The organism is Paucibacter sp. DJ2R-2, assembly GCF_025717675.1.
In the GTDB taxonomy this organism is placed as follows: domain Bacteria; phylum Pseudomonadota; class Gammaproteobacteria; order Burkholderiales; family Burkholderiaceae_C; genus Paucibacter_A.
Genome location: NZ_JAJIRT010000001.1, coordinates 434681 through 458649 on the forward strand (window position 1 = coordinate 434681; position 23969 = coordinate 458649).

General features: G+C 65.4%; 25 protein-coding genes. 12 read left to right on the plus strand and 13 right to left on the minus strand.

All coding sequences use genetic code 11. The features are described from left to right. The first annotated feature begins 159 nt into the window (after window positions 1-159). The 4 genes from LNV28_RS01940 to LNV28_RS01955 are packed head-to-tail and all read left to right on the plus strand — an operon-like array spanning window position 160 to window position 5325. Window positions 160-2076 (plus strand): hypothetical protein, encoded by a 1917-nt coding sequence (locus LNV28_RS01940; RefSeq protein ID WP_263516763.1) that lies wholly within the window; start codon window positions 160-162, stop codon window positions 2074-2076. A 49-nt stretch (window positions 2077-2125) separates the two neighbouring features. After that, window positions 2126-3115 (plus strand): hypothetical protein, encoded by a 990-nt coding sequence (locus LNV28_RS01945; RefSeq protein ID WP_263516762.1) that lies wholly within the window; start codon window positions 2126-2128, stop codon window positions 3113-3115. Then, window positions 3112-4788, plus strand: a complete 1677-nt coding sequence (locus LNV28_RS01950; RefSeq protein ID WP_263516761.1) for a caspase family protein — start codon at window positions 3112-3114, stop codon at window positions 4786-4788. Before LNV28_RS01945 ends, LNV28_RS01950 begins: the two co-directional genes overlap by 4 nt. Before the next feature lie 33 nt (window positions 4789-4821). Beyond that, window positions 4822-5325 (plus strand): hypothetical protein, encoded by a 504-nt coding sequence (locus LNV28_RS01955; protein ID WP_263516760.1) that lies wholly within the window; start codon window positions 4822-4824, stop codon window positions 5323-5325. Between the two features lie 49 nt (window positions 5326-5374). Here the strand turns inward: LNV28_RS01955 and LNV28_RS01960 are convergent, their stop codons facing one another. The 6 genes from LNV28_RS01960 to LNV28_RS01985 form a co-directional block, all read right to left on the minus strand. Continuing rightward, window positions 5375-6295 carry a COG1361 family protein gene (locus LNV28_RS01960; RefSeq protein ID WP_263516759.1) on the minus strand — a complete coding sequence of 307 codons (921 nt, stop codon included), beginning with the start codon at window positions 6293-6295 and terminating at the stop codon, window positions 5375-5377. Window positions 6296-6446: 151 nt separating this feature from the next. After that, complete coding sequence (locus tag LNV28_RS01965; RefSeq protein ID WP_263516758.1) at window positions 6447-8126, minus strand: GNAT family N-acetyltransferase; 1680 nt, start codon at window positions 8124-8126, stop codon at window positions 6447-6449. Between the two features lie 193 nt (window positions 8127-8319). Then, window positions 8320-9450 (minus strand): acyl-CoA dehydrogenase family protein, encoded by a 1131-nt coding sequence (locus LNV28_RS01970; RefSeq protein WP_263516757.1) that lies wholly within the window; start codon window positions 9448-9450, stop codon window positions 8320-8322. Window positions 9451-9563: 113 nt separating this feature from the next. Then, window positions 9564-10976: a hypothetical protein gene (locus LNV28_RS01975; RefSeq protein ID WP_263516756.1), complete on the minus strand. Its 1413-nt coding sequence runs from the start codon at window positions 10974-10976 to the stop codon at window positions 9564-9566. Between the two features lie 11 nt (window positions 10977-10987). Then, window positions 10988-11656, minus strand: a complete 669-nt coding sequence (locus LNV28_RS01980; protein ID WP_263516755.1) for an SDR family oxidoreductase — start codon at window positions 11654-11656, stop codon at window positions 10988-10990. Between the two features lie 64 nt (window positions 11657-11720). After that, complete coding sequence (locus tag LNV28_RS01985) at window positions 11721-12650, minus strand: LysR family transcriptional regulator (RefSeq protein WP_263516754.1); 930 nt, start codon at window positions 12648-12650, stop codon at window positions 11721-11723. Between the two features lie 148 nt (window positions 12651-12798). Here LNV28_RS01985 and LNV28_RS01990 point away from each other — a divergent pair, with 148 nt between their 5' ends. From LNV28_RS01990 to LNV28_RS02010, 5 genes are all read left to right on the plus strand, one after another. Next, window positions 12799-13629, plus strand: a complete 831-nt coding sequence (locus LNV28_RS01990; protein WP_263516753.1) for a CPBP family intramembrane glutamic endopeptidase — start codon at window positions 12799-12801, stop codon at window positions 13627-13629. A 184-nt stretch (window positions 13630-13813) separates the two neighbouring features. Then, a complete protein-coding gene (locus LNV28_RS01995; protein ID WP_263516752.1) occupies window positions 13814-14083 on the plus strand; it encodes a hypothetical protein in 270 nt (89 codons plus the stop codon). Further along, window positions 14083-14229 (plus strand): hypothetical protein, encoded by a 147-nt coding sequence (locus LNV28_RS02000; RefSeq protein ID WP_263516751.1) that lies wholly within the window; start codon window positions 14083-14085, stop codon window positions 14227-14229. The genes LNV28_RS01995 and LNV28_RS02000 overlap by 1 nt, the downstream gene beginning before the upstream one ends. Window positions 14230-14568: 339 nt before the next feature. After that, complete coding sequence (locus LNV28_RS02005; RefSeq protein WP_263516750.1) at window positions 14569-15318, plus strand: hypothetical protein; 750 nt, start codon at window positions 14569-14571, stop codon at window positions 15316-15318. 372 nt (window positions 15319-15690) lie between these two features. Continuing rightward, window positions 15691-16287 (plus strand): PIN domain-containing protein, encoded by a 597-nt coding sequence (locus LNV28_RS02010; RefSeq protein WP_263516749.1) that lies wholly within the window; start codon window positions 15691-15693, stop codon window positions 16285-16287. A 215-nt stretch (window positions 16288-16502) separates the two neighbouring features. Here LNV28_RS02010 and LNV28_RS02015 read toward each other — a convergent pair whose 3' ends face one another. Beyond that, window positions 16503-17303, minus strand: coding sequence for a helix-turn-helix domain-containing protein (locus LNV28_RS02015; RefSeq protein WP_263516748.1), 801 nt, complete (start codon window positions 17301-17303; stop codon window positions 16503-16505). Window positions 17304-17624: 321 nt separating this feature from the next. Here LNV28_RS02015 and LNV28_RS02020 point away from each other — a divergent pair, with 321 nt between their 5' ends. Then, window positions 17625-17924, plus strand: coding sequence for a DUF2834 domain-containing protein (locus tag LNV28_RS02020; RefSeq protein ID WP_263516747.1), 300 nt, complete (start codon window positions 17625-17627; stop codon window positions 17922-17924). A gap of 49 nt (window positions 17925-17973) precedes the next feature. Here the strand turns inward: LNV28_RS02020 and LNV28_RS02025 are convergent, their stop codons facing one another. Continuing rightward, entirely contained in the window at window positions 17974-18672 is a 699-nt protein-coding gene (locus LNV28_RS02025; RefSeq protein ID WP_263516746.1) for a hypothetical protein, read from the minus strand. Window positions 18673-18798: 126 nt separating this feature from the next. Next, window positions 18799-19080 carry a nucleoside/nucleotide kinase family protein gene (locus LNV28_RS02030; RefSeq protein ID WP_263517153.1) on the minus strand — a complete coding sequence of 94 codons (282 nt, stop codon included), beginning with the start codon at window positions 19078-19080 and terminating at the stop codon, window positions 18799-18801. A gap of 166 nt (window positions 19081-19246) precedes the next feature. Here LNV28_RS02030 and LNV28_RS02035 point away from each other — a divergent pair, with 166 nt between their 5' ends. Next, a complete protein-coding gene (locus LNV28_RS02035) occupies window positions 19247-20017 on the plus strand; it encodes a substrate-binding periplasmic protein (RefSeq protein ID WP_263516745.1) in 771 nt (256 codons plus the stop codon). Between the two features lie 159 nt (window positions 20018-20176). Here LNV28_RS02035 and LNV28_RS02040 read toward each other — a convergent pair whose 3' ends face one another. The 3 genes from LNV28_RS02040 to udk form a co-directional block, all read right to left on the minus strand. Next, complete coding sequence (locus tag LNV28_RS02040; RefSeq protein ID WP_263516744.1) at window positions 20177-20587, minus strand: response regulator; 411 nt, start codon at window positions 20585-20587, stop codon at window positions 20177-20179. Continuing rightward, the gene (locus LNV28_RS02045; RefSeq protein WP_263516743.1) at window positions 20584-21081 is read right to left on the minus strand and encodes a GAF domain-containing protein; all 498 of its coding nucleotides are present in this window, start codon (window positions 21079-21081) and stop codon (window positions 20584-20586) included. The genes LNV28_RS02040 and LNV28_RS02045 overlap by 4 nt, the downstream gene beginning before the upstream one ends. 171 nt (window positions 21082-21252) lie before the next feature. Next, window positions 21253-21894, minus strand: a complete 642-nt coding sequence (gene udk, locus LNV28_RS02050) for a uridine kinase (protein WP_263516742.1) — start codon at window positions 21892-21894, stop codon at window positions 21253-21255. Window positions 21895-22193: 299 nt separating this feature from the next. Between udk and LNV28_RS02055 the strand changes: the two genes are divergently transcribed. Continuing rightward, the gene (locus LNV28_RS02055) at window positions 22194-23327 is read left to right on the plus strand and encodes a serine hydrolase domain-containing protein (protein WP_263516741.1); all 1134 of its coding nucleotides are present in this window, start codon (window positions 22194-22196) and stop codon (window positions 23325-23327) included. A gap of 172 nt (window positions 23328-23499) precedes the next feature. Here LNV28_RS02055 and LNV28_RS02060 read toward each other — a convergent pair whose 3' ends face one another. Next, complete coding sequence (locus LNV28_RS02060; RefSeq protein ID WP_263516740.1) at window positions 23500-23871, minus strand: hypothetical protein; 372 nt, start codon at window positions 23869-23871, stop codon at window positions 23500-23502. Window positions 23872-23969 lie beyond the last annotated feature (98 nt).

Genomic DNA, 23969 nt, shown 5'->3' on the forward strand with positions numbered 1-23969 from the left:
ACCCTGCGTCTTGATGGAACTCAATGACCCGGGAAAACCCCAGGCATTCAGCCCCTGACGAATTCAGGTGCCATCCGTCACTCCATCCATGCCGCCAGGGAGCGGCCTCAGACCTGGCTTTGGAGGAACCCCGTGAACATCCACCCGCTTGCTTCTGCGTTGCCTTCCCGACACGTCCATTCGCGCCGCGGCGGCTGGTGGCTGATGCAGGCTGCCGCCCTGCTGGCCCTGGCCGGTTGCGCCAGCAACCCGATCCAGCAGATCAAGGACAGCCTCCCTGATTTGCCCTTCGGCGGCAGCGCGCGGGTGAGCAGCCAAATGCCCGGCATCGCGCCGCCCCCGCTGGGCCCGGGCGGCAAGGCGCTGGTCAGCGAGGCCTTCATCGAGCAGTTTTTCCAGAAGCGCGTGGTCAGCGGCGAGGAGCTGCTGTTCGAGCTGATCACCATTCGCCAGACCGCGGGCAAGCTCAAGAGCGGCGCGGGCTTGATGGAGCTGTTGGGCACACAGGAGGCAGCGGCACGACCAGGTAGCGCCAACAACATGCAGGCCGTGGCGGCAGGACTCCAGGGCGCCGCCATCAGCGCCGCGCTCAGCACGCTGGAGAGCCAGCTCGACAAGATGATCAAGAGCAGCGGTTCCGCCCAGGAACTGGATGAGTACCTGGGCGCATTGCTGGAGGCCAAGCAGGCTCTGGCCGAAGAGAAGATCGAGCTGCCCTCGAGCTCGGGTCTCGATGCCAAGCAAAAGCGCCGCCTGGTGACCATGGCGGCCATGCTGGTGGCCATGCGCCTGAGCAACAAACAGCTCGATCAGGCGCGCAAGGACTTTGCCGGCATCGAGGACGACTACCTCAAGCTGATCGAGCGCCGCGAGCAGGCCGCCAGCCTGCTCTACGAGCTGCTGCAGCAAGGCCCGGCCGCGGCCAAGGCCAGCCAGGCGGCGGGCTTCAGCCGTGCGGATCAGGACTTCCTGGCCCAGCGCCGTGGCAACCTGAGCCTCAAGGAGTTCTCCAATGACATGGGCGTGCAAAACCTGGCCCTGCGGCTGCTGCGCCAGCGGGATCCGGCGCTCTACGCCGACTACCGCAGCGGTGTGGACCGCAGCAGCAAGCGAACCCAAGCCTATGTGCGTTCCATGGTGGGCGGCGCCGCCTTCAGCAGCTTGGTCTCGGGCTTCGGACGGCAGCTGCTGCGCCTCTACAAGGACAAGAAGAACGAGGAAATGCTGGCCGCCCTGCCTCTGGTGCTGGCCTACGGCAACGAGGTCAAGCGGGGCCTGGGCCTGAGTTGGGACGTCACCGCCCAGGGCATCTTCCCCGACCTGGGCAAAGCCGCGCGGCCGGCCCGCTTCCGCCTCAGCCAGGGCGAGCAGACCCTGGAGTTGGGCAGTGCCGCCGAGGTGATGGCCGAACTGGACAAGGGCGAGGCAGGCGGCCTGCTGCGCGAAGCCCTGTTCCGCGACCATGCGCTAGGCCTGATCTACCGCGTCTACCTGTGTGACCGCGCCGAGGCCGGCCGCATGCTGGACCGCACCATGCCGGCTGAGCGCCGCGACCCGGTGGCGCGCGCCTACTTCAATCAGCCCGAACTGCAGGGCTTCAGCTTCGCCGCCAGCTTTTCCGGCCGGCCCGACAACGCACGCGAGCTGGAGCTGGGCGACAGGCTGCTGCGCCGCGACCACCGGCGGCTGACGGACGATGGCGGCAACGCGCTGTCGCAGATCCAGCGCAGCGTGAGCGAGCGCAGCCGCGAGCTGAGCAACGACCAGCTGCTGCGCCTGATCTTTGCCAACCGCGAGGGCTCGGCCATGCGGGCCAGCCTGGACCTGGGCCGCAGCAGCTTGCGCGCCGTGCCGTCCATGCAGGCCGTTTATGCCTACGAAGCCCAGGTCGACGGCTGCCTCAGCCTGGTCAGCCCGGTGGCCGGCGATGACGCCCCCAGCACGCCGCCGCCTGCGCCCAAGCCGCGCGACAAGGTCGAGCAGGGCCGCCAGGACAACAAGGCGGGCGGCAAGACCCAGCTCGGCGCCAAGCCCGCGTCCGGCGCTCCTGCCAAGGCCAGCCGTACCGGCAGCTGAGACCCCAGCTTTCCCCCACCTCATCGACTCAAAGACGGAGCTACTGACCATGCCTCGCATCTGTTCGCCCTCCCAAGCCGCCTCCGCCGCCCTGGCCTGCGTGTTGCTGACCCTGGCCGGCTGCAAAAGCAACCCGCCCAGCCCGCATGAGAAAGACAAGGTCGAGCTCAGCAAGGGCGCCATCCGCATGCCCTCGGGCGTCTATCTGGGCGGCCTGCAAACCATCGATCAGGCCGCGCGCACCAAGCTTTATGTGAGCATGGAAAGCATCGGCGACCCGGCCAACCCCAAGCTGTTGTTCCCCCCAGCCATGGCCCAAGCCGTGGGCTTGAGCAACCGGCAGATGAACCGCAATCTGATGGACACCATCCTGGCCTCGCGTCGCTTCGATGTGCTGGAGATGGGCAACAGCGTCACCGCCGAAGCCTCCAGCTTCCAGGTTGTGGCCATGGTCAAGGATGCCTGGCAAAGCCTGGAGCCCATGGAAGGCGGCCGGCGCGTGGCCGTGACTCGGGTGCTGCTGTCCCTGCAGATCAAGGACCTCTACACCGGCGAGCTGCTGCAGGACCGCGCCATCTCGGTGGAAGGCCAGAGCGGCCAGAGCAGCGGCGACCGCACCGTGCTGGGCCTGCAGGACAACCCCAACCAGCCCCAGGTGCAGCAGGCCCTGGCCAATGACTACAAGAAGGCGATGCACCGCGCCTTCAAGGAGGCCTCGCTGCGTATCCAAGAGGTCTTCAGGCCGCTGGGCAAGGTGGTCTCAGTGGACGGCGACACCATGGGCCTCTTTGGCGGCATCCGCCAGGGCTTCCAGGGCAAAGACGAACTGGTCGTGTTCCGCGTGCGCACCATGCGCCTGCCCAATGGCAAGGAAGAAATCACCAGCACCATCCCCGTGGCCGCGGTGCGCTGTGACGGCGTGGGCAGCAACACCAGCCAGTGCGACATCATCCGCAAGCACCCGCAGCACCAGGTGGCACCGGGCGATTACGCCGTGCTCAGCGAATACTCCAAGGACACCTCGGCGAGGGTGGAATGAACGCGCCCCGCTCCAACACCCCGGGCTCGGCGCTGACGCGACGCCACCTGATTCAGCGCGGCGCGGCCCTGGGCCTGAGTCAAACGCCCGGTCTGGCGCTGCTGGCAACAGGCCCGGCGGCGTGGCAGGCGGCACAGGCCCTACCGGCTCCGGCGAGCGCAGTGCAGCTCCCGCTGACCGTGCTCTACCGGCGTGAGCATGCCGGCGCCTCGGCCCGGCTCGACCCGGTGGTGCAGACCGCCACCTTGGCCCTGGAAGACGAGTTTCAGCAGCAAGGCCTGCGCGTGATGCAGCCCAGTGCCCAGGTCTACCAGCTGATGGACGGTGGGCCGGGTGTGATCGTCACCTTCGCTGCGGACGCTGGCTACTCCATGGTGTTCAGCGCCTACCGCAATCTGCGCCCGGTGCCTGGACAAGAGGCCGCCATTGCCGAGGTGCGGCTGCAGGCACGGGTGTTTGTTGGCCGACAGATCCTGGTGTCCGATGAAGGGCGGGGTCAGATGTTCACCCGGCAGGAGGATGGGCAGCAGGAGTTCGGCGAGCGCCGCGCCCTGGAGCTGGCCGCGCGTCAGGCCGCCCGCGAGCTGGCCCGGCGCGCCGGCCAGAGACTGCTTCAACTCGGCCCGGCCAGCGTCAAGCCCGACGGGCATGCCGAACTGGTGGCGAGCAGCCAGACCATCAGCACGCCGGAGACCCAGCTGCCCCCGGCCCCTCCTCCGCCGTCGCCGCCGCCCCTGACGCAGGCTCCAGCCCTCACACCCGTGCCAGCCCCCAATGTCGTGCCAGGGGCCGCCCCGACACCGGTGCCCGCACCGGCACCGGCGCAGGCCGCCCCCAGCCTCAGCCTGCCTCCGCCGCACAAGCGCTGGGCGCTGGTGGTGGGCATGTCCGACTACTCCAGCGTACGGCAGCGAGAAGGCATGGAGATCAGCGATCTGCACGGCGTCAGCAAGGACACCGACAACTTCGCTCAGGCCATGCTGGACATGGGCATGCCGCGTAAGAACATGACCGTCTTGCGCAACGCCGAGGCCACCAGCGAGGCGCTGCGGCGTCAGCTCAAGCACCTGGCGCGCCAGGTCGCACCCGACGATATGGTGGTGTTTGCGCTCTCCGCGCATGGCGGGCCCAAGGACAGCTCGATCTCGGGCTACGGCGCGCCCATCCTGGCCGACTTCAGCCGGCGCGGCGACAACGCCTCGGCGCTGGATTTCTGGGAGCTGCAAGGCCTGTGCAAGGCCCTGCCCTGCCAGCAGGTGCTGTGGGTGATCGACACCTGCTTCTCGGGCAATGCGGCTCGCGACCTGGTGACCGTCGAGATTTCGGCCCAGGGTGTGCAAGCCACCCAAGGCATAGGCGGGCCGGACGCCCACCGCGTCGCTCAAGGCTTCGGCCCGGCCGAGGGCAAGGCCTTTGCCGTGGTGACCGCGGCCAGCAGCGAAGAGGTCTCCTGGGACAACCCGGTCCATGGCGGCATCTTCACGGTGCAGTTGCTGACGGCGCTGCGTGCGGCACAGGGCCGCAAGTCCATCGAGCAACTGGTGGTCAAGGAGGTCAGGCCCAAGGTCATCGAGCAATCGCGCGACATCTGCCGCCGCCGCAATGACTGCACGATGCCGCAGCAGACCCCGGTGTTTGCCTACGCAGGTCTGGGCAATCAGATCAAGCTTTGAACCCACTCAACTCAGCACGCCAGGAGGGTCGCGATGAGGTCTCTTGTTCCATGTCTTGCCAGCGGCCGATGCTTGATGCTGCTGGCCCTGGCCCTGGCCGCAGGCTCGGCCTTCGCACAGGCCCAAGCTAAGACAAGCGGGCCGTTCCTGATCAGCGATGCCGAGTGGCGGGAGGAGCGCGCCACACCGGCGCCGCCGAGCCCGAGGTTCAGCCCCTCGCCCGGCGCGCCACGGCTGGAGTTGCTGCAGCCACGGCCTGGCCCCGATGTGCTGCCCAGCCCGATCGACATCCAGCTGCGCTGGAATGCCGAGGGCGAGGCCCGCATCGAGCCACAGAGCCTGCGCATCCGTTACGGCTGGATGGGCCTGGACATCACCCAGCGCGTGCTGGCCCAGGCGGAGGTGACTGCAGAAGGCTTGCGCATCCGCAAAGCCGCCCTGCCCAGCGGCGAGCACAAGCTCAGCGTCGAGATTGCTGACTCTATGCAGCGCGTGGGGCGACGGCAGTTCGAGGTGAAGGTGCAAGCAGCGCCGTAAAAAGCAAAAGGGCCGCACATGGCGGCCCCGACCTTCCCAGTGGCTACGCTCAGGGCGTGGTCAGCAAGACGCGGTCATTGCTGCTGTCGCTGTCGCCGAGGGCCCGCACGGCTGCCTCGAACACCAATACGTCGCGGACGCCCGGCGCGAAGCTGTAGGGCAGGCGAAACACCAGGCTGCCGTCTTTGGGCAAGGTGGCGAGCTTCATACCCACGGGGATCAGCTCCGTCGGGCACACGGCGCCGCCCGCAGCGGTGCAAGTCATCTTGCCCAGGGTAGGGGCGCTTGGGGTCCCCGAAGGCGCCAGTGAATTGGCCAACAGCACATCCTTGGCCGCATCGGGGCCCTTGTTGGTGATCGTCACCACATACTCAAAACTGCCGCCAGCCGGCACTGCGCTGCTGGGGCCGGTGGCCTGCACCGCCACATCCGCGGTGTAGGCCTTGAAGCCCACGCTCATCTTGCTGCTGGACAACTGGGTGCCCGTGCCGGTGGTGGCCGAGGCTTCCAGATTGACCGTGCCGCTGGTGCCGAGCTTGACGGTGCCAGTGACATCAAAAGTGAGTGTGGCGCCGGGTTGCAAATTGCTGACCGTCATGCGGGAGCCGGTGGCGGGGCAGGCGGTGCCGGCGTTGTCGGACTGGCAGTTGACGACCTTCATGCCCTCGAGCAGCGCGTCGGCGACGATGTTGACATCGGTGGTGGTGGCGGCGCCCTTGCCGACATTGCGCAGCTTGATGGTGGCCATGGTCTGGGTGTAGCCCGAGGGCACTTCGGCGCCAGGCAGGCTCATGCTCACCATCAGCTCCGGTGCATTGGCCGGCGGCGGCGGCGGGGGCGGCGTGACATCACCGCCGCCACCACCGCCACCACCGCAGGCAGTGAGCGCCACCAAGGAGGACAAGGCCAAAGCCGCCCAGACCGGACGGAGACGAGGAGCGGAAGCGAGACGGGTGGGCTGCGAAGACATGGTGTTTCCTGATTTTTGCGCTGCGGGCTGGGTGGTTCTCAGAGCAGGTCATCGACCTGTTGAACGCCACTCAGATTTGGAAACGCAAGTGTAGAAACCCTAGGCCTCGCTGTCTGTGTACGATTTGTACAGAGGCCAGACGACGCTCGCCTCAAGCCTCCGGCAGCGTGACTTCCGTCACCTGCGCCAGGCGCGCCGGCAGCACGGCCAGCGCGGCCGGGTCCCAGGCGCCCATCAGGCAGATCTGCAGCCAATTGCGCTGCTGCAGATAGCCGCTCTGCCAGGCCAGCTTGAAGCCGGCACGCTCCAGTTGGGCGCCGGCTCGGGCCGCCGACAGATGCGGAGCCAGGGCCAGGGTCAAGATGCCGGGCATGGCTTGATCCGGCGCCACCAGGGCGCGCCAAGGCAAGGGGGCAGGCTGCGCGGCGCTGCAGCCCAGGGCGCGTCGCAACTGCGCATCGGCACTGCGCACCGCCCGCCAGCGCGCGGGCCAGTCGATGGCCAGGGCGGCCTCGAGCGCAGCGAGCAGATTGGAACTCTGGGTGTAGGGCACACCATCGGCCGGCGCAAAGGACGCCAGGTCGATGGCGCGCGGCAGCTGCCCCTCGGGCTGCAATGCGCCCTCATGCAGCACGATGGCCAGACCAGGAAAGGCGCCCAGGGCCTTGCCGCTGACGGCGCTGGCCAGCCATACGCCGCGCAGGTCCAGCGCTTGCTGGCCCAGCGCGCTGACCGCATCGACACACAGACGCACGCCGTGCCGGCGGCAGGCGGCGCGCAAGAGGCCCAGGTCATTGCGCATGCCGGTGGAGGTCTCGCTGAGCACGACCCAGAGCCAGGCCGGGCGCTGGGTTTGCAAGGCCTGCTCCAGCGCCTCGGCCGAGAGCGGCCGGCCCCAGTCCAGACGCAGGGCTTGGTGCGGCAGGCGCCAGCGCCGCGCATGGTCGAGCAGGCGTTCGCCAAACTCGCCATTGCTGATCACCAGGCCCGTGCCGTCCACCAAGGAAAGCTGCCCCGCAATCGCATCATTGGCCAAGGTGCCCGTACCCGGAAAGATCAGCGCATCCTGGCTGCCGCTGAGCGCGCACAAGCGCTCGCGCACCCGGGCCAGGCGCAGCAGATGCTGGGGGCCGCGGTGCGAATGCGCCGGCTCGGCCAGGGCCTGCACCACGGCCTCGGACAAGGCCACCGGCCCGGGCAGAAAAGTGGCATGACGCCCGTCCGACAGGAACTCCAGATGCGCGCAATGCGCGGCGTAGTCGGGCAAGCGCATCAACATGGGCTGGTAGGGCGCCTCGGCGCTGCCCACCTGTAGGCCGAAGGGCTGAAAGCCCAGGTGGCGATACAGCCGGGTCTGGCGCAGCGTGCCCGAGATCAGGGCCAAATCACAGCCCTGGGCCCGGAAGTGCCGGGCCAGCACGCCCGAGAGCCGCGCGAACACGCCCGCTTTCTGAACATTGCGAAAGGCCGGCGCCACCGCGAGCAAGCGCACCTCCATGGCGCGCTGGTGCGGCGGCAGGTGGCGGTCGAGATCGGGCAGTTTGCCGTCGAGGGAAAAAGGCCGCGCGCTGCGGCCGGCGATCATGCCGACCAGCTCCCCCTCATGCAGGGCAATGGCATAGGTGTTCTCGTCGTGGAAGCGGTCGATCAAGCGCCGCTCCGCGTTGGGCGCGTGCTGCGGAATTTCTTCGACGAAGGTGCGGTAGTTGAGGCGGTGGATGGCCTCGAATTCCCAAGCCTGGTCGGCAATCTTGAAGCAGAGGCTGGCCTTCGGCTGCTCGTGCAGGGCTTCAGATTCGGCGTCCAGCAGGGTCGCGGTGCTGTTCATCATCGGTGATGCTCCTTTCGCATCCTCCGGCCTTGCAGGCGCCGACCGGAAGACGAGAACAAGAACTCTGCACAGGAGGACAGCAAAGCGGTCGGGCGGCCCGGAGCAAGGCGGGGCATGCCATGCTAATCAGCAAAGCCCGTGGAGCGCAAGCCGGGCGCAAAGCATCGCTTCACGCGCCCGGCAGCATCGGCCATCAGGCCAGGGCGCGGCCGATCAGGATCTTCTGCACTTCCGAGGTGCCTTCGTAGATCTGGCACACGCGCACATCACGGTAGATGCGCTCGACCGGGAAGTCGCTGACATAACCGTATCCGCCATGGACCTGGATGGCGGCGGAGCAGACCTTCTCCGCCATCTCGCTGGCGAAGAGCTTGGCCATGGCCGCTTCCTTCAAGCAGGGCTGGCCGGCGTCCTTGAGGCTGGCGGCATGCCAGATCAGCTGGCGCGCGGCCTCGATCTGGGTGGCCATATCGGCCAGCTTGAACTGGATGGCCTGGTGCTGAAAGATCGGCTGGCCGAAGCTCTCGCGATCCTTGCTGTACTTCAACGCCGCCTCGAAGGCCGCGCGCGCCATGCCTACGCTCTGGCTGGCGATGCCGATGCGGCCGCCTTCCAGGCCTGAGAGCGCGATCTTCAGGCCCTGGCCTTCTTCGCCCAGGCGGTTGGCCGCCGGCACGCGGCAGTTCTCGAAATTGATCTGCGCCGTGTCGCTGGCGTGCTGGCCCATCTTGTCTTCGATGCGCGCCACCAGGTAGCCCGGCGTGTTGGTGGGCACCAGGAAGGCGCTGATGCCCTTCTTGCCCGCGGCCTTGTCGGTCACGGCCATGACGATGGCAACATCGCCGTTCTTGCCGCTGGTGATGAACTGCTTGACGCCGTTGAGCACGTACTCATCGCCATCGCGCACGGCCGTGGTGCGCAGGCCGCCGGCCTCCGAGCCCACATGCGGCTCGGTCAGGCAGAAGGCGCCCAGCATGTCGCCGCGCGCCAGCGGCTTGAGGAAGCGCTGCTTTTGGTCCTCGTTGCCGAAGGCCATGAGGATGGAGCAGACCGGGCAGTTGTTGACGCTGACCACGGTCGAGGTCGCGCCGTCCCCGGCGCCGATCTCTTCCAGGATGATGGCCAGGGCCAGGTAGTCCAGGCCGGCGCCGTCGTACTCGGTGGGCACGGCCACGCCGTAGCAGCCCAGCTCGGCCAGGCCCTTCAGCTCCGCGGCGGGAAAGTGGTGACTCTTGTCCCACTCGGCCGCCTTGGGCGCGATCTGGTCTTGCACGTAGGAGCGGATCGCGTCCTGGATGGCGCGGTGGTCGTCGGAAAGCAGCATGGGAAGGTGTCTCGTGATTTGGAATGCATCGCGCCGGCGAGCGCAGCCTGTCTACAAGCCACGCGCGAGGCGCCAAAGCGCAACGATACCTTGTCCGGCGAAGCCTGCTTTCGTCAAGGCGATGGCAGCGGCCAGCTGCGGCTGGCTCCGCCTGGGTTCGCGGCCACAGGCTTGGCCCAGGGCAGAACACGCAGGCTCAGTCCATCCTCGCTCAGCGTGATGCGCTCGCGCTGGCTGGGCGTCAGGTCCTGGCGAGCCAGCCAGGCGCCACGTTCGGCCACGGGGACTTGTTGCGTGGCAAGAGCCAAGGCCAGCTGAGCCACGCGGTGGTCCAGCAAGAGGTCAGCCTGCTTGGCCGGGTAGTCGTCAAACGCCGGGTGGGCTACGCTGAGCAAGATGGTTCCGATCGTGTTGCGAAAGGGCAGGCTCCACAAGGAAAAGTCGGGGGCTGGCTGCGCCTGCATGCGGCTCAGCAAAGCCTCGGGCCCGTCCTTGGCAGCCTCGTGCTGCTGCAACCACCAGGCATCGTTGGCCTGCAGGGTGCGCTGCGGCATGAAGCCAAAGTGGCAAAGCCAGCGGTCGATCAAGCCGGCCTGCTCCCGGATCTGGCCGCCTTCGTTGCGACCGCAGAGCTGGGCCATCTCCTGCATGGCTTGGCCGCCGAATAAGGACTCGGCCGCCATCCAGGCGCTGGCGTCGCGGGCACGCTCGGGCAAGGCCCCCAGCTGTGCACCCAAGTGCGGCGCCAACGCGGGCTCCAGCGCCAGCAGGCCGGCCAGCAGCCGCAAGCGCTGCCGCTCATGGTTCCAGGCCAGAACACTGGAGATCAGGCTCTGGCTGCCCTGCAGCAAGGCCTGAGACAAGGCTTGGGCCCGGCCCAGCGCCTGCAGCAGCGCCTCAGCCTGACCCTGGGACTTCGCCCAGGCGGCTTGCATCTGGAAGCCGCGGGCACAGACGCGAGCGCCCTGCAAATGCGACGCCACCGGCAGGCCCAGATACTTGTCGCTGGCGCGGCGCAGCTCCGCACGCGGCTGCGGCAGCAGTTCATCGAACGCCAGGCGGCCTGCCGACAGCCCATCGGCCAGGGCCGCGCAGCGTTCCAGCAGCAAGGTCTGCTCGCGCAAGCGCAGGCGCAGGCCCTCCCTGTCTTGCAGCCACAAGCCCAGGCAATCGTTCAGATCCCAGCTGCAGCTCCAGGCGGCATCGCGCGGCTGGGGCAAGAGATGGGAGTCGGTCACCGTGGCCTGCTCCGGCATCGGCGTGCCCCACAGGGCCTGGCCCACGCGCGAGGGCTGGGCCTGGGGCCCCGCGAACAAGCCGGTCAGGTCAAAAAACACATTGACCTCAGGCGCCAAGGCAACAGGCCGCGGCTGCAGCGCGGCCGGGCGCGGCTGTGTCTCGGCGTCCACCCACCGGTTGTTGCCGGCCAGCCAGGCCAGGACCAGCAGGATCAGGCCCAGGCACAGCCCAGCCACACCCCAGGCCAGGCGCCGCAGCACCGTCCGGGTCTTCGTCGTCATTGCCATGCGCCCCACCCTCACCAACTCAATCGCTCCCCGTCGTAATTGATGAAACTGCCGTTATCGGCCGCGCTCAAGCCGGCCATCACCGTGCGCATACCGGCCACGCTGGTTTGCACATCGATGTCGCCATCGGCGCCGCCCATATCGGTGCGCACCCAGCCGGGGTGGAAGCTGATGCAGCAGGCCTTGTCTTGCAAGACCAAAGACGCATCCTTGAGTACCGAGTTCACTGCCGCCTTGGAGGCGCGGTACAGCCAACCATGGCTGCCATTGCGCAGGCTGATCGAGCCCAGGCGCGAAGAGATGATGGCCAAGCGCGCACCCGGCGCCAGCGCATCCTGCAGCTGCGGCAGCACCCGCATGGGGCCCAGCACATTGGTCTGCATGACGGTGTTGAACTCCGCCTCGGTCGGCGTTTGCAAGCCTGTGGTGCGGCTGCCGAAAACCCCCGCCACCAGAGCGATCTGGTCGAAGGCATAGCCGTCGATCTGCCAGGCCAGGCCCGAGGCGCTGGCGGTGTTCATGACATCCAGCTTCAGCGCCACCGCGCCCAGATCGCGCAGGCGCTGCAGCCCTGACTCATCGCGCGCCGTGGCCACCACCCGGTCGCCCGCCGCGCGCGCCTGGCGCACCCATTCCAAACCAATGCCGCGCGAGGCACCGACGATCAAGACTGAGGCCATGTTCAAGACTTCCAAGGGAGATGGGAGCGGCGATTCTGCCCCAGCCTCCGCTACCGGCCGGCGCTCACAACCTCCGGGTCAAGTCTTCGGCCAAGCCATCAAAGCAGCTGCGGATCAGCGGGTTGCTGACGATCTCGCGGTGTGTGACCAGCCAAAGCGGCAGCTGCGGCAGCGGCAGGGCCGGCAAGATGCGCTGCAGCCCCGTGCCCGGTCCGACCAGATAGCTGGCCGCAAAGCCGATGCCCACCCCGGCTTTCAGGGCCTGCAGCAGGGCCGCCTTGTCATCGGTGCGCAGCACGAAATGGGCGCGGTTCAGCTCGGGCGCCACTTGCTCGAACCAGCGTCGCATCTCGGGCAGCTTGTCCGGGCCGACCAGGCGGTGCCGCTGCACCAGCAGCTCGGCCAGGTCCTTTGGCTCACCATGCCGGGCCAGGTAGGCCGGGCTGGCGCAGGCCTGGATCTGGAACTCACCGAGGCGGCGGCAGACCAGGTCCAGCGGCCGCGGCGGCTCCGCCACCCAAAGGCCGATGTCGGCCTCGCGCGCCAGCAGGTCGGGCGGCGCATCGCCGCAGATCAGCTCGATCTGCAGGCCCGGCCGCGCCGCCAGCAAGCCCGGCAAGACCTCGGGCACCAAGAGGCCAGCCAGCAGCTGGGTGGTGTGCAGGCGCACCGTGCCGCTGAGCTGCTCGCGCCGCGCGCTCAGGCGCAGGCTCAGGCGGCTGGCCGCCTCTTCCATTTGCAAGGCGTGCTCCAGGATCTGCTCGGCCGCAGCGGTGGGGTGCAGGCCGCGCCGGCTGCGCTCGAACAAGCGCGTGCCCAGCTGCGCCTCCAGCTCGATCAGCTGCCGGCTCAGCGTCGGCTGCTGCAGCTGCTGGCTGCGCGCCGCAGCGGCCACGCTGCCGGCCCGATAGATCGCCAGAAAGCCACGCAGCAAGGCCCAGTCGAACTGCTGGGCGTCCAGCCGCACCGCCGGAGCCGGCTCGCTCGAATCCATACGTTTTTGCATCGCCAGCTATGCATCCATGTGAATTGCGCATCGTAGCTTCAGGCCCTAGCCTCCCCCGACCAAGCCTGACCCTTCAAGCCCCACGATTCACGATTCACGATTCACGATTCACGATTCACGATTCACCCCTCGCCCCATGTCCCTGCCCCGCCATCCCCTGCTCCGCCTGCTGCTCGCCCTCGCCCTGATCGGCGCCCCTTTTGCCCTCGGCGCCAAGCTGATTCAACTCGCCCTGCCTGCCGACCCCGACTGGCGCGTCGTCGGCAATCTCCTGCGCGGCAGCTGGATGCTCTGCGTCTACCTCGGCTATGTGCGCTGGGCCGAGCGGCGCCCGGCGCTGGAGCTGGGCCTGCGCGGCGCCGGCCGCGAGTTCGCCGCCGGCGCCGGCCTGGCCACGCTGCTGATCGCCGCATTTGTCGGCGTGCTGGCAGCAAGCGGCCACTACCGTCTGCTGGGCATCGATGCCGCCCAAGGCTGGGTGGCGCTGAGCTCGGTGCTGCCGGCCATGCTGGTGGTGGCCATCGCCGAAGAGCTGCTGCTGCGCGGCCTGCTGTTCCGCCTGCTGGAGCAAGCCTGGGGTTCCTGGGCGGCGCTGGCCGTCTCTTCCTTGATCTTCGGCCTGCTGCACCAGTTCAACCCCCATGCCAGCCTCTACACCTCGCTGGCCCTGGCCTTGCAACTGGGCCTGATGTTCGCCGCCGCCTATATGCTGACGCGCCGGATCTGGCTCTGCACCGGCCTGCATTTCGGCTGGAACTTTGCCCAGGCCGGCCTGTTCGGCCTGCCCATGTCGGGCTTTGAGCCCAAGGCCTGGTTCCAGGCCGAGGTCGACGGCCCGAGCTGGCTCAGCGGCGGCGCCTTCGGGGCCGAGGGCGCTGTGCCGAGCCTGCTGCTCTGTCTGGGGCTCAGTATCTGGCTGCTGCGCCGGGTCTGGCTCAAAGGCGAATTGCGGCCCCGGCCGGTCTGACAGCAATTGCCGCTTGAGTGAAGGATTAGGCATGCTGGACGGCGCCAGCCCTGTCACCCATCAACGGCATGCATGTGGTGGATGATCCTGAACCCCGCTTGGCGCCGCCTCTCCACCCGCTCACGCGCCAGCTGCGAGCTGGACCCCGGCCAGGGCTCAAGCATCAACCACCAGCTCACCGCTTTTGTCGAGCGCCAAGGCGCCGCCTGGGGTGCCCGCATGGACATCAAGCGTCCGCCGCGCCGCCCTGGCCGCGCTGGAAGCCAGCGAAGCGATCCAGGCCGCAGGCGGCGGCCGCCTGCTGGTGATACGCGGCAGCTTCGATGAATTCAAATCGACCTGGAGCTGCGGCACGAGGGCGAGCCGCTGCGGGTGGGAGCATCGGGTGCAGGGTCGGGCGATGGTTCAGCGGGCGCAGCAGAGGCAGAAGCGCCGTTGGATCTGGATGCTCTGATGAACAGCGATGAGGACCTTGAACGCCAGCTCGACGCCGCCATGGCCCGCGTCTCCGGCGTCCTGATCCGGCACCTGGCCGACAAACTCAGCAGCGCTAGCCTGGGCGCGGGGCAGGCGGTGTTGAGGTTGCATTTTGATCATTGAGGGCGCATCGGCAGCTTGGAGGCAAGGCTGTGTTCGGCCCGGGGGTATTGCAGGCCTATGGCCTGACCCCGCACCTTTCCGGTCGCCGCAGCGCGCTTCAAATTGCAGCCAGGCACCTTGCGGGAACATTGTGAGCGCCGGAGCTTTGTTGCCGAGCATAATTGGCGTCATGTCTGCCCCATTGCGAACAGACCCCAATTGCCCACAAGCCTCGCTCGCCAGAAGGGTGGTTACGATTTCGTCCAACACGACTTACCTGCCGCCGGCCAAATTTGGCTGTTCGATTACCGCCGTGCGGCGGCAGATAGACGCTAACTGTTAGACGGCTCAGGAGGCTACATGACCAACAACGTTGCGCTGAACATCGAATACTGGGCATGCCAAGAGGGAGACAACGCCCTTCTCGAACCGGTTGGAATGCCAGAGTTCATTGAGGACCTGGAGCAGAACTATGTTGCGCGAGTTCATGGGCGTCCAGCTGATCTCGGCGGAGGACTCTACGAATTTGCAGTTCAAGTCATCGCGTCAATCTCGATCAACGATGTAGTAAAGCTCATATCCGACGGGGTAGCCTTTGACCTCCTCAAACTAGGTGCCAAGTCATTCATCTTTCGACCATTGCTTGAGGCATTTCGCAAACTGAAGAGCGGTGCGAAGGACACAGCGGTCGACATTCACGAAATTCGGTTCATCTTCAAGGATGCCGAGATCATCGTTTCAAGGATCCCAGGCACTTCGGTGTACGAATGCCTGGAAGGCATATTCAAGACCCTTGTAGTGAACTATTCAACCCTCAAGGCGAATGGCAACGAGCCACCGTATGAGATTCACGTCCCAGTTTTTGAAGACCCTTCAGGCGAGGTTTGTAGATTCCGGCAGCTCTTAGACGTGGACGAGACCATCCAGGATGCCGATCAAGCCAGCTACTTCAAGCTCTGGGGAGTTCGCTACGACTTCGATAGAGCGGTTCGCGTCTATGACCTACCAAGAAGGATCCTCATTGACTCAACGTACCTGACTGTCGACGAGTACTGGAAAGCTTGGGATGAGACTCGCAAGGCAAGCAGGAACCTGGGGCCAGGTCTGTAGTCAACGCAATAGCCTGCAGAGTCCTGAGGGCATGAGGGCAGGCATGAGGGACAAGGGTCAGCATGATGGTCTGGCCTTAAGTCTGCTCATCAAGCCGCGGCTTCCAGCACCGCACGGGTTTCGGCGTAGGCCGAGAAGACATGCTCCACCCGCAGCGAGGCCAGCGTGATGTCTTGCGGCGTGCAGAAAGAGGAGGACATGCTGAAGAAAGCCCGCCCGCCGTGGACGGTGGCGAAGCGAGGAGCATGAGGGGCAGGCCCTAAATGCGAGGTCATCAGAGCCGAGCGGTTACTCCGATTTAGACTGCCGGCAGGGAGAGACCGCGCAGATTGGCCGTCAGATTAGAAGCCAGCGATCGGTCACGAATTGCAATTGAAGACAAACCACGTCCTGATTGACTATGAGAACGTTCAGCCAGAGGTCGCCGAGGCCTTGGCGAGCGAGATCTTCAAAGTCTGGGTGTTTGTGGGCGCACAGCAGGCCAAAGTCAAGATTGATCTTCTTGAACTCTTTGAGCGAAAAGGCAGCGCAGCCAAGATCATTCGCATCAGGGCGACAGGACGAGATGCACTTGATTTCCACATCTCGTACTACTTGGGCAAGTTGAGTCAGGAGTTTCCTGACGACTTCTTCCATGTCATCACCAATGACACAGGCCTAGACCCCTTGCTCGCGCATCTGACTGAAAAGGGTGTGCGCGCAGCGCGATGGAAGAGTGTTTCGGACGTGCCGATAGTGAAAGTGCCAGCAGAGGCTGGCGAAGACGAAAAGCTGTCGAGAATTCTGGAGTTCCTCGTGAGGCGAGGCTCTCAACGCCCAGCGTCATGGAAGACATTGATCGGCTCCACGTCTGCGATCTTTCAACCCAAGTTGGGAGAGCTTGAAACGGAGCGCTTGCTGAAAATTCTCGAGGCTAACGGTGTTTATGAGCGTGATGGCACGAAGCTGAGGTACGGCTTACCTGACTAAAGCGGACCAAGAGAGTCAGCCCATAGATTTGAGCTTCAGTCAGCCACTCAGCTGCCATGAGGAGTTGAGAGTCGAGGCCCAACCCAGCGCTTCGAGGCCTTAACTCACTCCCGCCCCATCTCCTGAAAAAGGCTCCTCACCATAGTGGTGATGATGTCCACCGCCGGGCCGTTGGCGCCGAGGAGCGCAGGAGGGCCAGGCCCTAAAACTACTCATCAAGCCGCAGCTTCCAGTACCGCACGGGTCTTGGCGTCGGCCGGGAAGACATGCTCCACCCGCAGCGAGGCCAGCGTGATGTCTTGCGGCGTGCCGAAGGTGGAGAACATGCTGAAAAAAGCCAGCTCGCCGTGGACGGTGGCGAAGCGGGTGGTCAAGACAGGGGCCAGTTGGCGAGTCCAGGGCGCCAGCGTTTGGCCGCCCAGGCGCGCTTGAAACTGCGCCGCCAACTGTTCCACACGGGGTAGCAACTCGGGCACGACCGAGGCGTCGTCGCGCAGATGGGCCAGCAGGGCGGGGGCCACTTCGTCCAGATTGCTGATGTGGCGGCTCATGCCCTCGGGGTGTAGCAGCAGGTCCAGCATATTGAGGTTCTGGCCCGGTGGCTGCTCGGCCAGCCAGGGCATCAGCGTCAGCGCCATCCAGCGGGCGCCTTGGTTCATTTGCAAGATGTTCCAGCCGGCGTCCATCACCATGGCGGGCAGCGGGTCATGGGCCGCCAGCATCAGCGTCAGGGCCTCGCGCACCGGCGCCAGCACCGCCGCGCCCAACTCATGGCCGCTGTAGGCGGCGGCAAAGCCGGCTTGTTGCAAGGCGGTGTTGCGCAGGGCCAGTGGCGCTTGCAGCTCCTGCAACCAGGCCAGCAGCAGCTCACGGCTGGCCTGGGCCCGCCCGCTCTCGACAAAGCTCACATGGCGCTGGCTCACCCCCAGGCGCAAGGCCAGGTCCAGTTGACTGATGCGGCGCGCCTTGCGTGCGCTTTGCAGGGTTTCGCGAAGTGAGGGGCTGGCGGCGAGCATGAGCGGATTCCACCACAGCCCGGCCGCCTCTTCTCTTCTCTTCTCTTCTCTTATCAATGACCTGCGAGGTAATTGCGGCGCCAGGGAAGCTCTGCGTAAATCGGGGCGAGACCATGGAGTGCGGATCGGGATGGGCTGCAAGGCGCAGTTTGAAGCCAATAGCCGTAGCTATTGGCGAGAAGTGCAAGGCCGTAGACCGCCCGAGGCCGCGCTAGCAGGGGCCGGGCTGATTTATGCAGAGCTTCCCTATTGCGCGGCTCGGACACTGGCCTTGTTCTTACTCATTCAACTTCTGACAGCAAGCAAGGAAGGAAACAAACCATGAACAAGCCCGTGTTGATCGTCGTGCTGCTGCTCTTCAGCGCCTTGAGCGTCTACGCCGTGCAGCATGCCGGCGGGGTCCTGGAGTTGGTGCAAGTGCTGCTGCGCATCCCCGAGGGTTGGCAGGTGATGGCCGATCTGATCATCGTCATGGTCTTGCTCTTGGTCTTCATGCGCCGCGACGCACAAGCCCAGGGGCGGCCGTTCTGGCCCTGGGCGATCTTCTCGCTGGTGGTGGGCTCCTTCGGGCCTTTGCTCTACTTCATCACCGCGCGCCGCAAGCCCGAGAGTGGGGCATGAGGGTCAGCCCGCGCTCTGACCCTGCGCCTGCGGCTCATCGACACTGAACTCACCGCCAGACCTTCCACCAAGGTTTTGGCGTGCTTGGCCGAGGCCCTTGAACCGGTGTCGCCTCAGGGCGCAGCCACCTCCAATGCGCTGCTGAACCGATACCTGCATCGAGTGCAGCAGCATTGCCCGCTCTTGCCTCGTGCTCGAGTTCCTCCGGTGCCTTGTGGTACAGGTCCTCAAGGCTGTAGGGCAGGAAGCCGTTTTCAAAGTTGGCGAACTGTTTGAGAAGGAGGCGCCGGTCCTTGTGCGCCTCATCGAAGCAATGCGCCCAGTCCCGCGCTTGCGCAGTGAGATCGTTCATCGCCAGCACTTCAAGCGGATCGATGGTCAGGTAAGCAAAAGGCAGCTGAGCAAGACCCGTCAGGGCCGCTTGCCAATAGGCATGGGCGATCAGCGCATCGCCAGCGACCTCCTCAAGCAGCGGAAGGCTCGCCTGCAAGCGCGCTTGCGCGGCGCTCACTGTGCTCACCGGAATCGACAGCTGCAGTTCCAGATACTCGCTGGGCCCGGTTCTGAACCGAGCATTCACGGGGCGCAGGTCTTCGCAGCCAAAACAGAGCAGCCAAGGCAGGGGCACCCTGTTTGCCGCCTCGGCGATCTCCAGGTACGACACCCCATCCACCGCCCGAGCTCGCTCCAGTTCTCTGGGGTCGCTGGTGCACTGCGGCGAGTTGATGAGTAGGGATCGATTGGACATGTTCAAACTCAAGATCAAGGGCTGAGCAGCTCGCCCAATTGCGCCGGTGTCGTCGGCGCAGATTCGGGGTCCATAGAGCTGCCGCTAACCTCGGAGTTACCCGGCTCTAGGGAAGCTCAGCATAAATCAGCCCCGCCCCATCTCCTGCAACAGACTCCTCACCTTGGTGGTGATGATGTCCACCGCCGGGCCGTTGGCGCCGTGGGGCAGGATGACATCGGCGTTGCGCTTGGTCGGCTCGATGAACTGCTTGTGCATGGGGCGCACGGTGTCCATGCACTGGTTCACTACCGACTCGGTGCTGCGGCCTCGCTCCGAAACATCGTGAAATTTGAGGCCTGAGCCCGCGCATGGGTGTGACCCCGCACATGGGACCCCGCGCTTTGTGTGACCCCGCCTTGTGACCAGCGCTTCTGACCCCGCGCGGGGTCAGTGGAAGCCGCAGTTTCTTGTCTTCATGTCTGTGTGGAGCCGTGGCCAACGTGCCGCTACGCCAGCATGTCCGTCACGCCAAAGTCGCGACATTGCTGAGTATCATGTCCCGATGATGCCGCTCCGCTCAGTTCTGCTGCTGATGTGTCTGATCGCTTGGGCGCAGCACAGCAGCGCGAAGGAGCAGGTGCTGCGCGCCTGTGGGCACCCGGCCGCGCCACCCATGAGCTGGGATCAGGACGGCCAGCTGACCGGCGTTTGTGTGGCCGCAGCGCGGCGGGCCTTCGCTGCGGTGGGGCTGGCGGTCCAGGTGGAGCCACCCATGCCTTGGGCGCGTTGCCTGCGGATGGTCGAAACCGGTGAGGTTGACGTCAATCTGTGCGGATTCGTGAACGACAAGCGGCTTGAGCACGCGGTGATGATGGAGCCTCCGGTCGGCCACAACGATGCGGTGCTCATCGTGCGCCGCGACAGCAGCTTGGTCTACAGATCCTGGGCCGACCTGAACGGGCTGCGCATCGGCATGGGGCGCGGGGTCAGTTTTGGGGAAGAGTTCGACGCCTATCTGGTTCGGCATACTCAGTTCGATCTTGCGCTCAGCGAAGCACACAATCTGCAGAAGCTCTTGCTGGGAAGGCTGGACGCCGTGGTCACCGCGCGGCACGCGGGCCTGCAACAGATTCGCGCCACAGGCTGCGAAGCTCAACTTCGCCTGCTGCCCGGCAAGGTGGTTGGCGGCCCGCTGTTCATGCAGATGTCCAAGCGCTCCCAGCACCTGGGTGTGTTGCCACAAGTGACGGCCTTCATGAAACAGCCGGCCCAGATCGAGTGGGTGCAAGGCCAGCAGGCTCGCTTTGAAGCGATGTATGCCTCAATGAATCCGCCGGCGCAGTCCAATCTTTGCAGCCGCTGAGACCCTGGCAGCAAGCAGCGCCCGGCTGAAACAGGCGGGAACTGCGTGGGCTTTCTCATTGCACTTAGTCAGTCCGGCTTCCGCAAAGGCATGAACAAAAAGCATGAGGGTCAGGCCGGGCCTCGCGCTTTGTGACCCCGCGCCTGCGCTAAACAAGCGTCAGGGCTGATCAGTCAGCGTCTCGATGGTGGTCACAAGATCACGGATCTTGAACGGCTTGATGAGTATCCGGTGCAGCCCCAAGACCTTGATGCGATGGGCCAGATCAGCACTGCATTGCGCGGTGGTGATCGCGACCGGCGTGTTCTTGGCGCTTTTGTAATCGCCCCTGCGCAGATTGCCGATCAGCTCCAGCGCCTCCTCCTCGTCGTCGAGGGCAGCAATCAAGCCGACAAAGGCCTGGTGCGCCAAGAAATGACGGGCACTTCGGGCATTGTTGACCAGCCTCAGATGGGGCAAGCCCAGTTGCCGCGCGGTGGACACAATGATGTTGCCCACCATGCCGCTGTGCTCGATGAGCAAGATCTCAGCGCTATTCACGCTGCCGCTTGCTCTTTCCGTGTCCATCATGGCTGAGCCGTTTTGAGCAGCAACTGCTCAACGACCAGGTCTCTGAGCGTTCCCAGTATCGCCAGCGCGACCCGGTCCATCTCTCTTGGCTTGAAATCAAAAAGGCAAAGCGTGCCGACGTTTTGCCCGCCGGGGAGTTTCAGGCATGCCCCAGCGTAGAAACGTACATGAGGCTCGAGCGCGACGTGAGGGTTGTCAGCAAAGCGCGCGTCCAAGGTGGCATCTGGAATGATGAAAGGCTCATCGCTCATGATGGCGTGGCCACAAAAGGAAATGTCGCGGGGCGCTTCACAAACATCCAAGCCGCAATGGGACTTGAACCAAGTACGCTCTGAATCGACCAAGGACACCACGGCAATAGGCACATCGAACTCGTCGGCGGCAAACGCGGCGATGCGATCAAAGCGCTCCTCGGGCGGCGTATCGAGAATCAGCAACTGGCGCAATGCGCTCAGCCTGTCGTCTTCGTTCGCGGGAGTCGGGGCAGTGATCATGGCACCTCGTGTCGAGCAAGCGGATTCGCATGGAGCTCAAGGTATTGTCTGCTCGACTGTAGATCATGCTCGAACGCATGACCGTGCGATTGAGGCAGAGGAAAGTGCAGTTAAAGATCCTGGGTCCTGAGGGTCAGGCCTTCAATTTGAAGCCCCTCCGACGGCATCCACTCACCCCCGCCCTATCTCCTGCAACAAGCTCCTCACCTTGGTGGTGATGATGTCCACCGCCGGGCCGTTGGCGCCGTGGGGCAGGATGACGTCGGCATTGCGCTTGGTCGGCTCGATGAACTGCTTGTGCATGGGGCGCACGGTGTCCATGTACTGGTTCACCACCGACTCGGTGCTGCGGCCCCGCTCCGAGATATCGCGCTGCAGGCGGCGGATGAAGCGCACGTCCGAGGCCGTGTCCACGTAAATCTTCAGCGACATCATGTTGCGCAGCTTCGTGTCGTACAGGGCGAACAGGCCCTCGACCACGATCACCGGCGCAGGCGCCACGGTGATGGTGTCGCTGGAGCGGTTGTCGGCCGCGAAGTCATACACCGGCATGGCGATGGCCTCGCCCTTGCGCAGCGCCGCCAGGTGCTGGGTCATCAGCGGCCAATCGAAGGCATCCGGGTGGTCGTAGTTCTGCTTGCGCCGGTCTTCCGCCGGCATATGGGATTGGTCGCGGTAGTAATCGTCCTGCATCACCACCGCCACGTTTTCGGACCCGATGGCGGCCACCACCTGGCGCGTCACCGTCGATTTGCCGCTGCCGCTGCCGCCTGCGACACCGATGACGAAAGGTTTGTGGGTGGTTTTGGGCATGAGAGGGTAGGGCAAAAGGGAACGTGGATGGGGACGGGGCCTGCGGATCGGCACGCGGGCAGATAGGCAGGCAGATGGGCGGGCGGACAAGCAGGGTGATTTTATGAGTGTCCGAGGGCCTGGCTTTCGGGCTGCGAGGCCTGCGCGATGGCAGGCTCTGGCCCGGCCCATCGCGGCTGTATGTCGTTGGTCCCAATGCCCCACCCTCTGGTCTCTTCTGCGCCAGCGTTCCAAGCGCTGGGCTTTAACCTGCCGGCTTGCTTGTTTGAACTCACGTACGCCCTCGGGAGAATCGATCTATGTTGTTGTCGTTGCTGTTCCGTTCCATGGCTGCCTCCGCGCTGGTCGGCCTGCTGGGCCTGACCCAGCCAGCGCTGGCCCAAACCAACGCTGACCCCGTGCTGCTCGCCGCCCTGCAAGCATCCAAAACACCGGCACTGGCCTTGCTGGAGATGCGAGACGGCAAGGTCAGCCGCGAGGCGGTCGTGGGCCTGCGCCGCAATGACCAGACCGAGTCGGCCAAGCTGGATGATTTGTGGGCCACCGGCTCGGACGCCAAGCCCATGACCGTCGCCCTGGTGGCCCGGCTGGTGGACCGCGGCCTGCTGGCTTGGGACGCCCCCCTGTCCAAGCTGTGGCCGGCGCTGGCCCAATCGGTGCGGCCCGAGTACGGGCAGATCACCCTGGCGCAGCTGCTGTCTCACCGGGCGGGTCTGCCTCGCGACTGTAGCGACGCCGACTACTTCGCGGCCTTTCATGCCGACACCCGCCCCCTGCCCCAACAGCGCCTGGACTATCTGCGCAAGGCGCTGAACGAGGCGCCGGTCGCAGCCGCCGGGGCCGGGCAACACTACAGCAACACCGGTTTCGTGCTGGCCGGCGCGATCGCCGAGACCGTCACCGGCGTGGCCTACGAGACCTTGATGCGCCAAGAAGTCTTCGAGCCCTTGGGCATGAGCAGCGCCAGCTTCGCAGCGACACGCCAAGGTCAGAACATGGGGCATCGCAATGGCCGACCGGTGGCCGAAAAATTCAGCACCGCCGAAGACGGCAACCCCTTGATGTACAGCCCCGCCGGCGCCGAACTGCACATGACGCTGCGTGACTGGGCAAAGTTCTGCCTGGATCAATTGGCCGGCGCCAAAGACCAAGGCAAGCTGCTCAGCAAAGCGGCCTATCGCAAGATGCAGACCAACACAGACGGCCCCAGAAGCGCGCTCGGCTGGCTCGCGCCGCCCAGCATCATGGGCAGAAAAGGCCCAGTCTTGCAGCACAGCGGCTCCGACGGCAACTGGATGGCCTATGTGGTCTTGTTCCCCGAACAAGGCACCGGCGTGCTGGTGGCCGCCAACGCCGGCGAGGACATGGGCGCTGATGCAGCCGCCAAGGCCGTCTTGAAGGCGGTGCTGCCAGGCTTGAGCCCGGCAAACTGAAGAAGAGGCCAGTGAGCTGGCGCGCAGGGCATGGCGGTGCGTCAAGCCTCATGCCCTGCGCCTTGGAGCTGGAGAAGGTGGGGGCCAAGGGCTCTGGCAGTTTGAAGGCTTGATCTTTGCGGCCTGGTCCTCGCCGTTATCTCCTTTATTGCCCGCGCTTACGCTCGCAGTCTCAGCGCTTCTTTGCCGACGAGTCCGGACCGGGCTCCTGCTCACACTTCGCCTCAAACATGCTCGCGCACATGGCCAGCACATCGACCTGCTGCAGCGCCCCGAACTCTTGCTTCATCTTGAGCGAGAACTCCCGGTACTCCGGTCTCTTGCGGGCCAGCGCTTCGGTGCGCGGGTCACCCTGCCACTCACAGGCATACGGCGGGCGCCGCAGCGCCTCGTAACGGCCGGGCTTGGCCGAATCGGCCTGGCTGCAGACCTCGATGCTCACATCCATGAAGGCCAGGGCTTCCGCTGTGGACAGGCCTTCCGCCCGCAGCGGCGTGCTCAAGAGCAGCGCAGACAGAGTCAGGGCGACAGTTCTTGCGGACATATGTGATTCTTCTTTCATCGATGTAGCGTAGCGCCTGGAGGCGGGGTGAGGCACCAAGCACCGCTGAAGCCTAACTCATATGCCACATGGCACTGCGG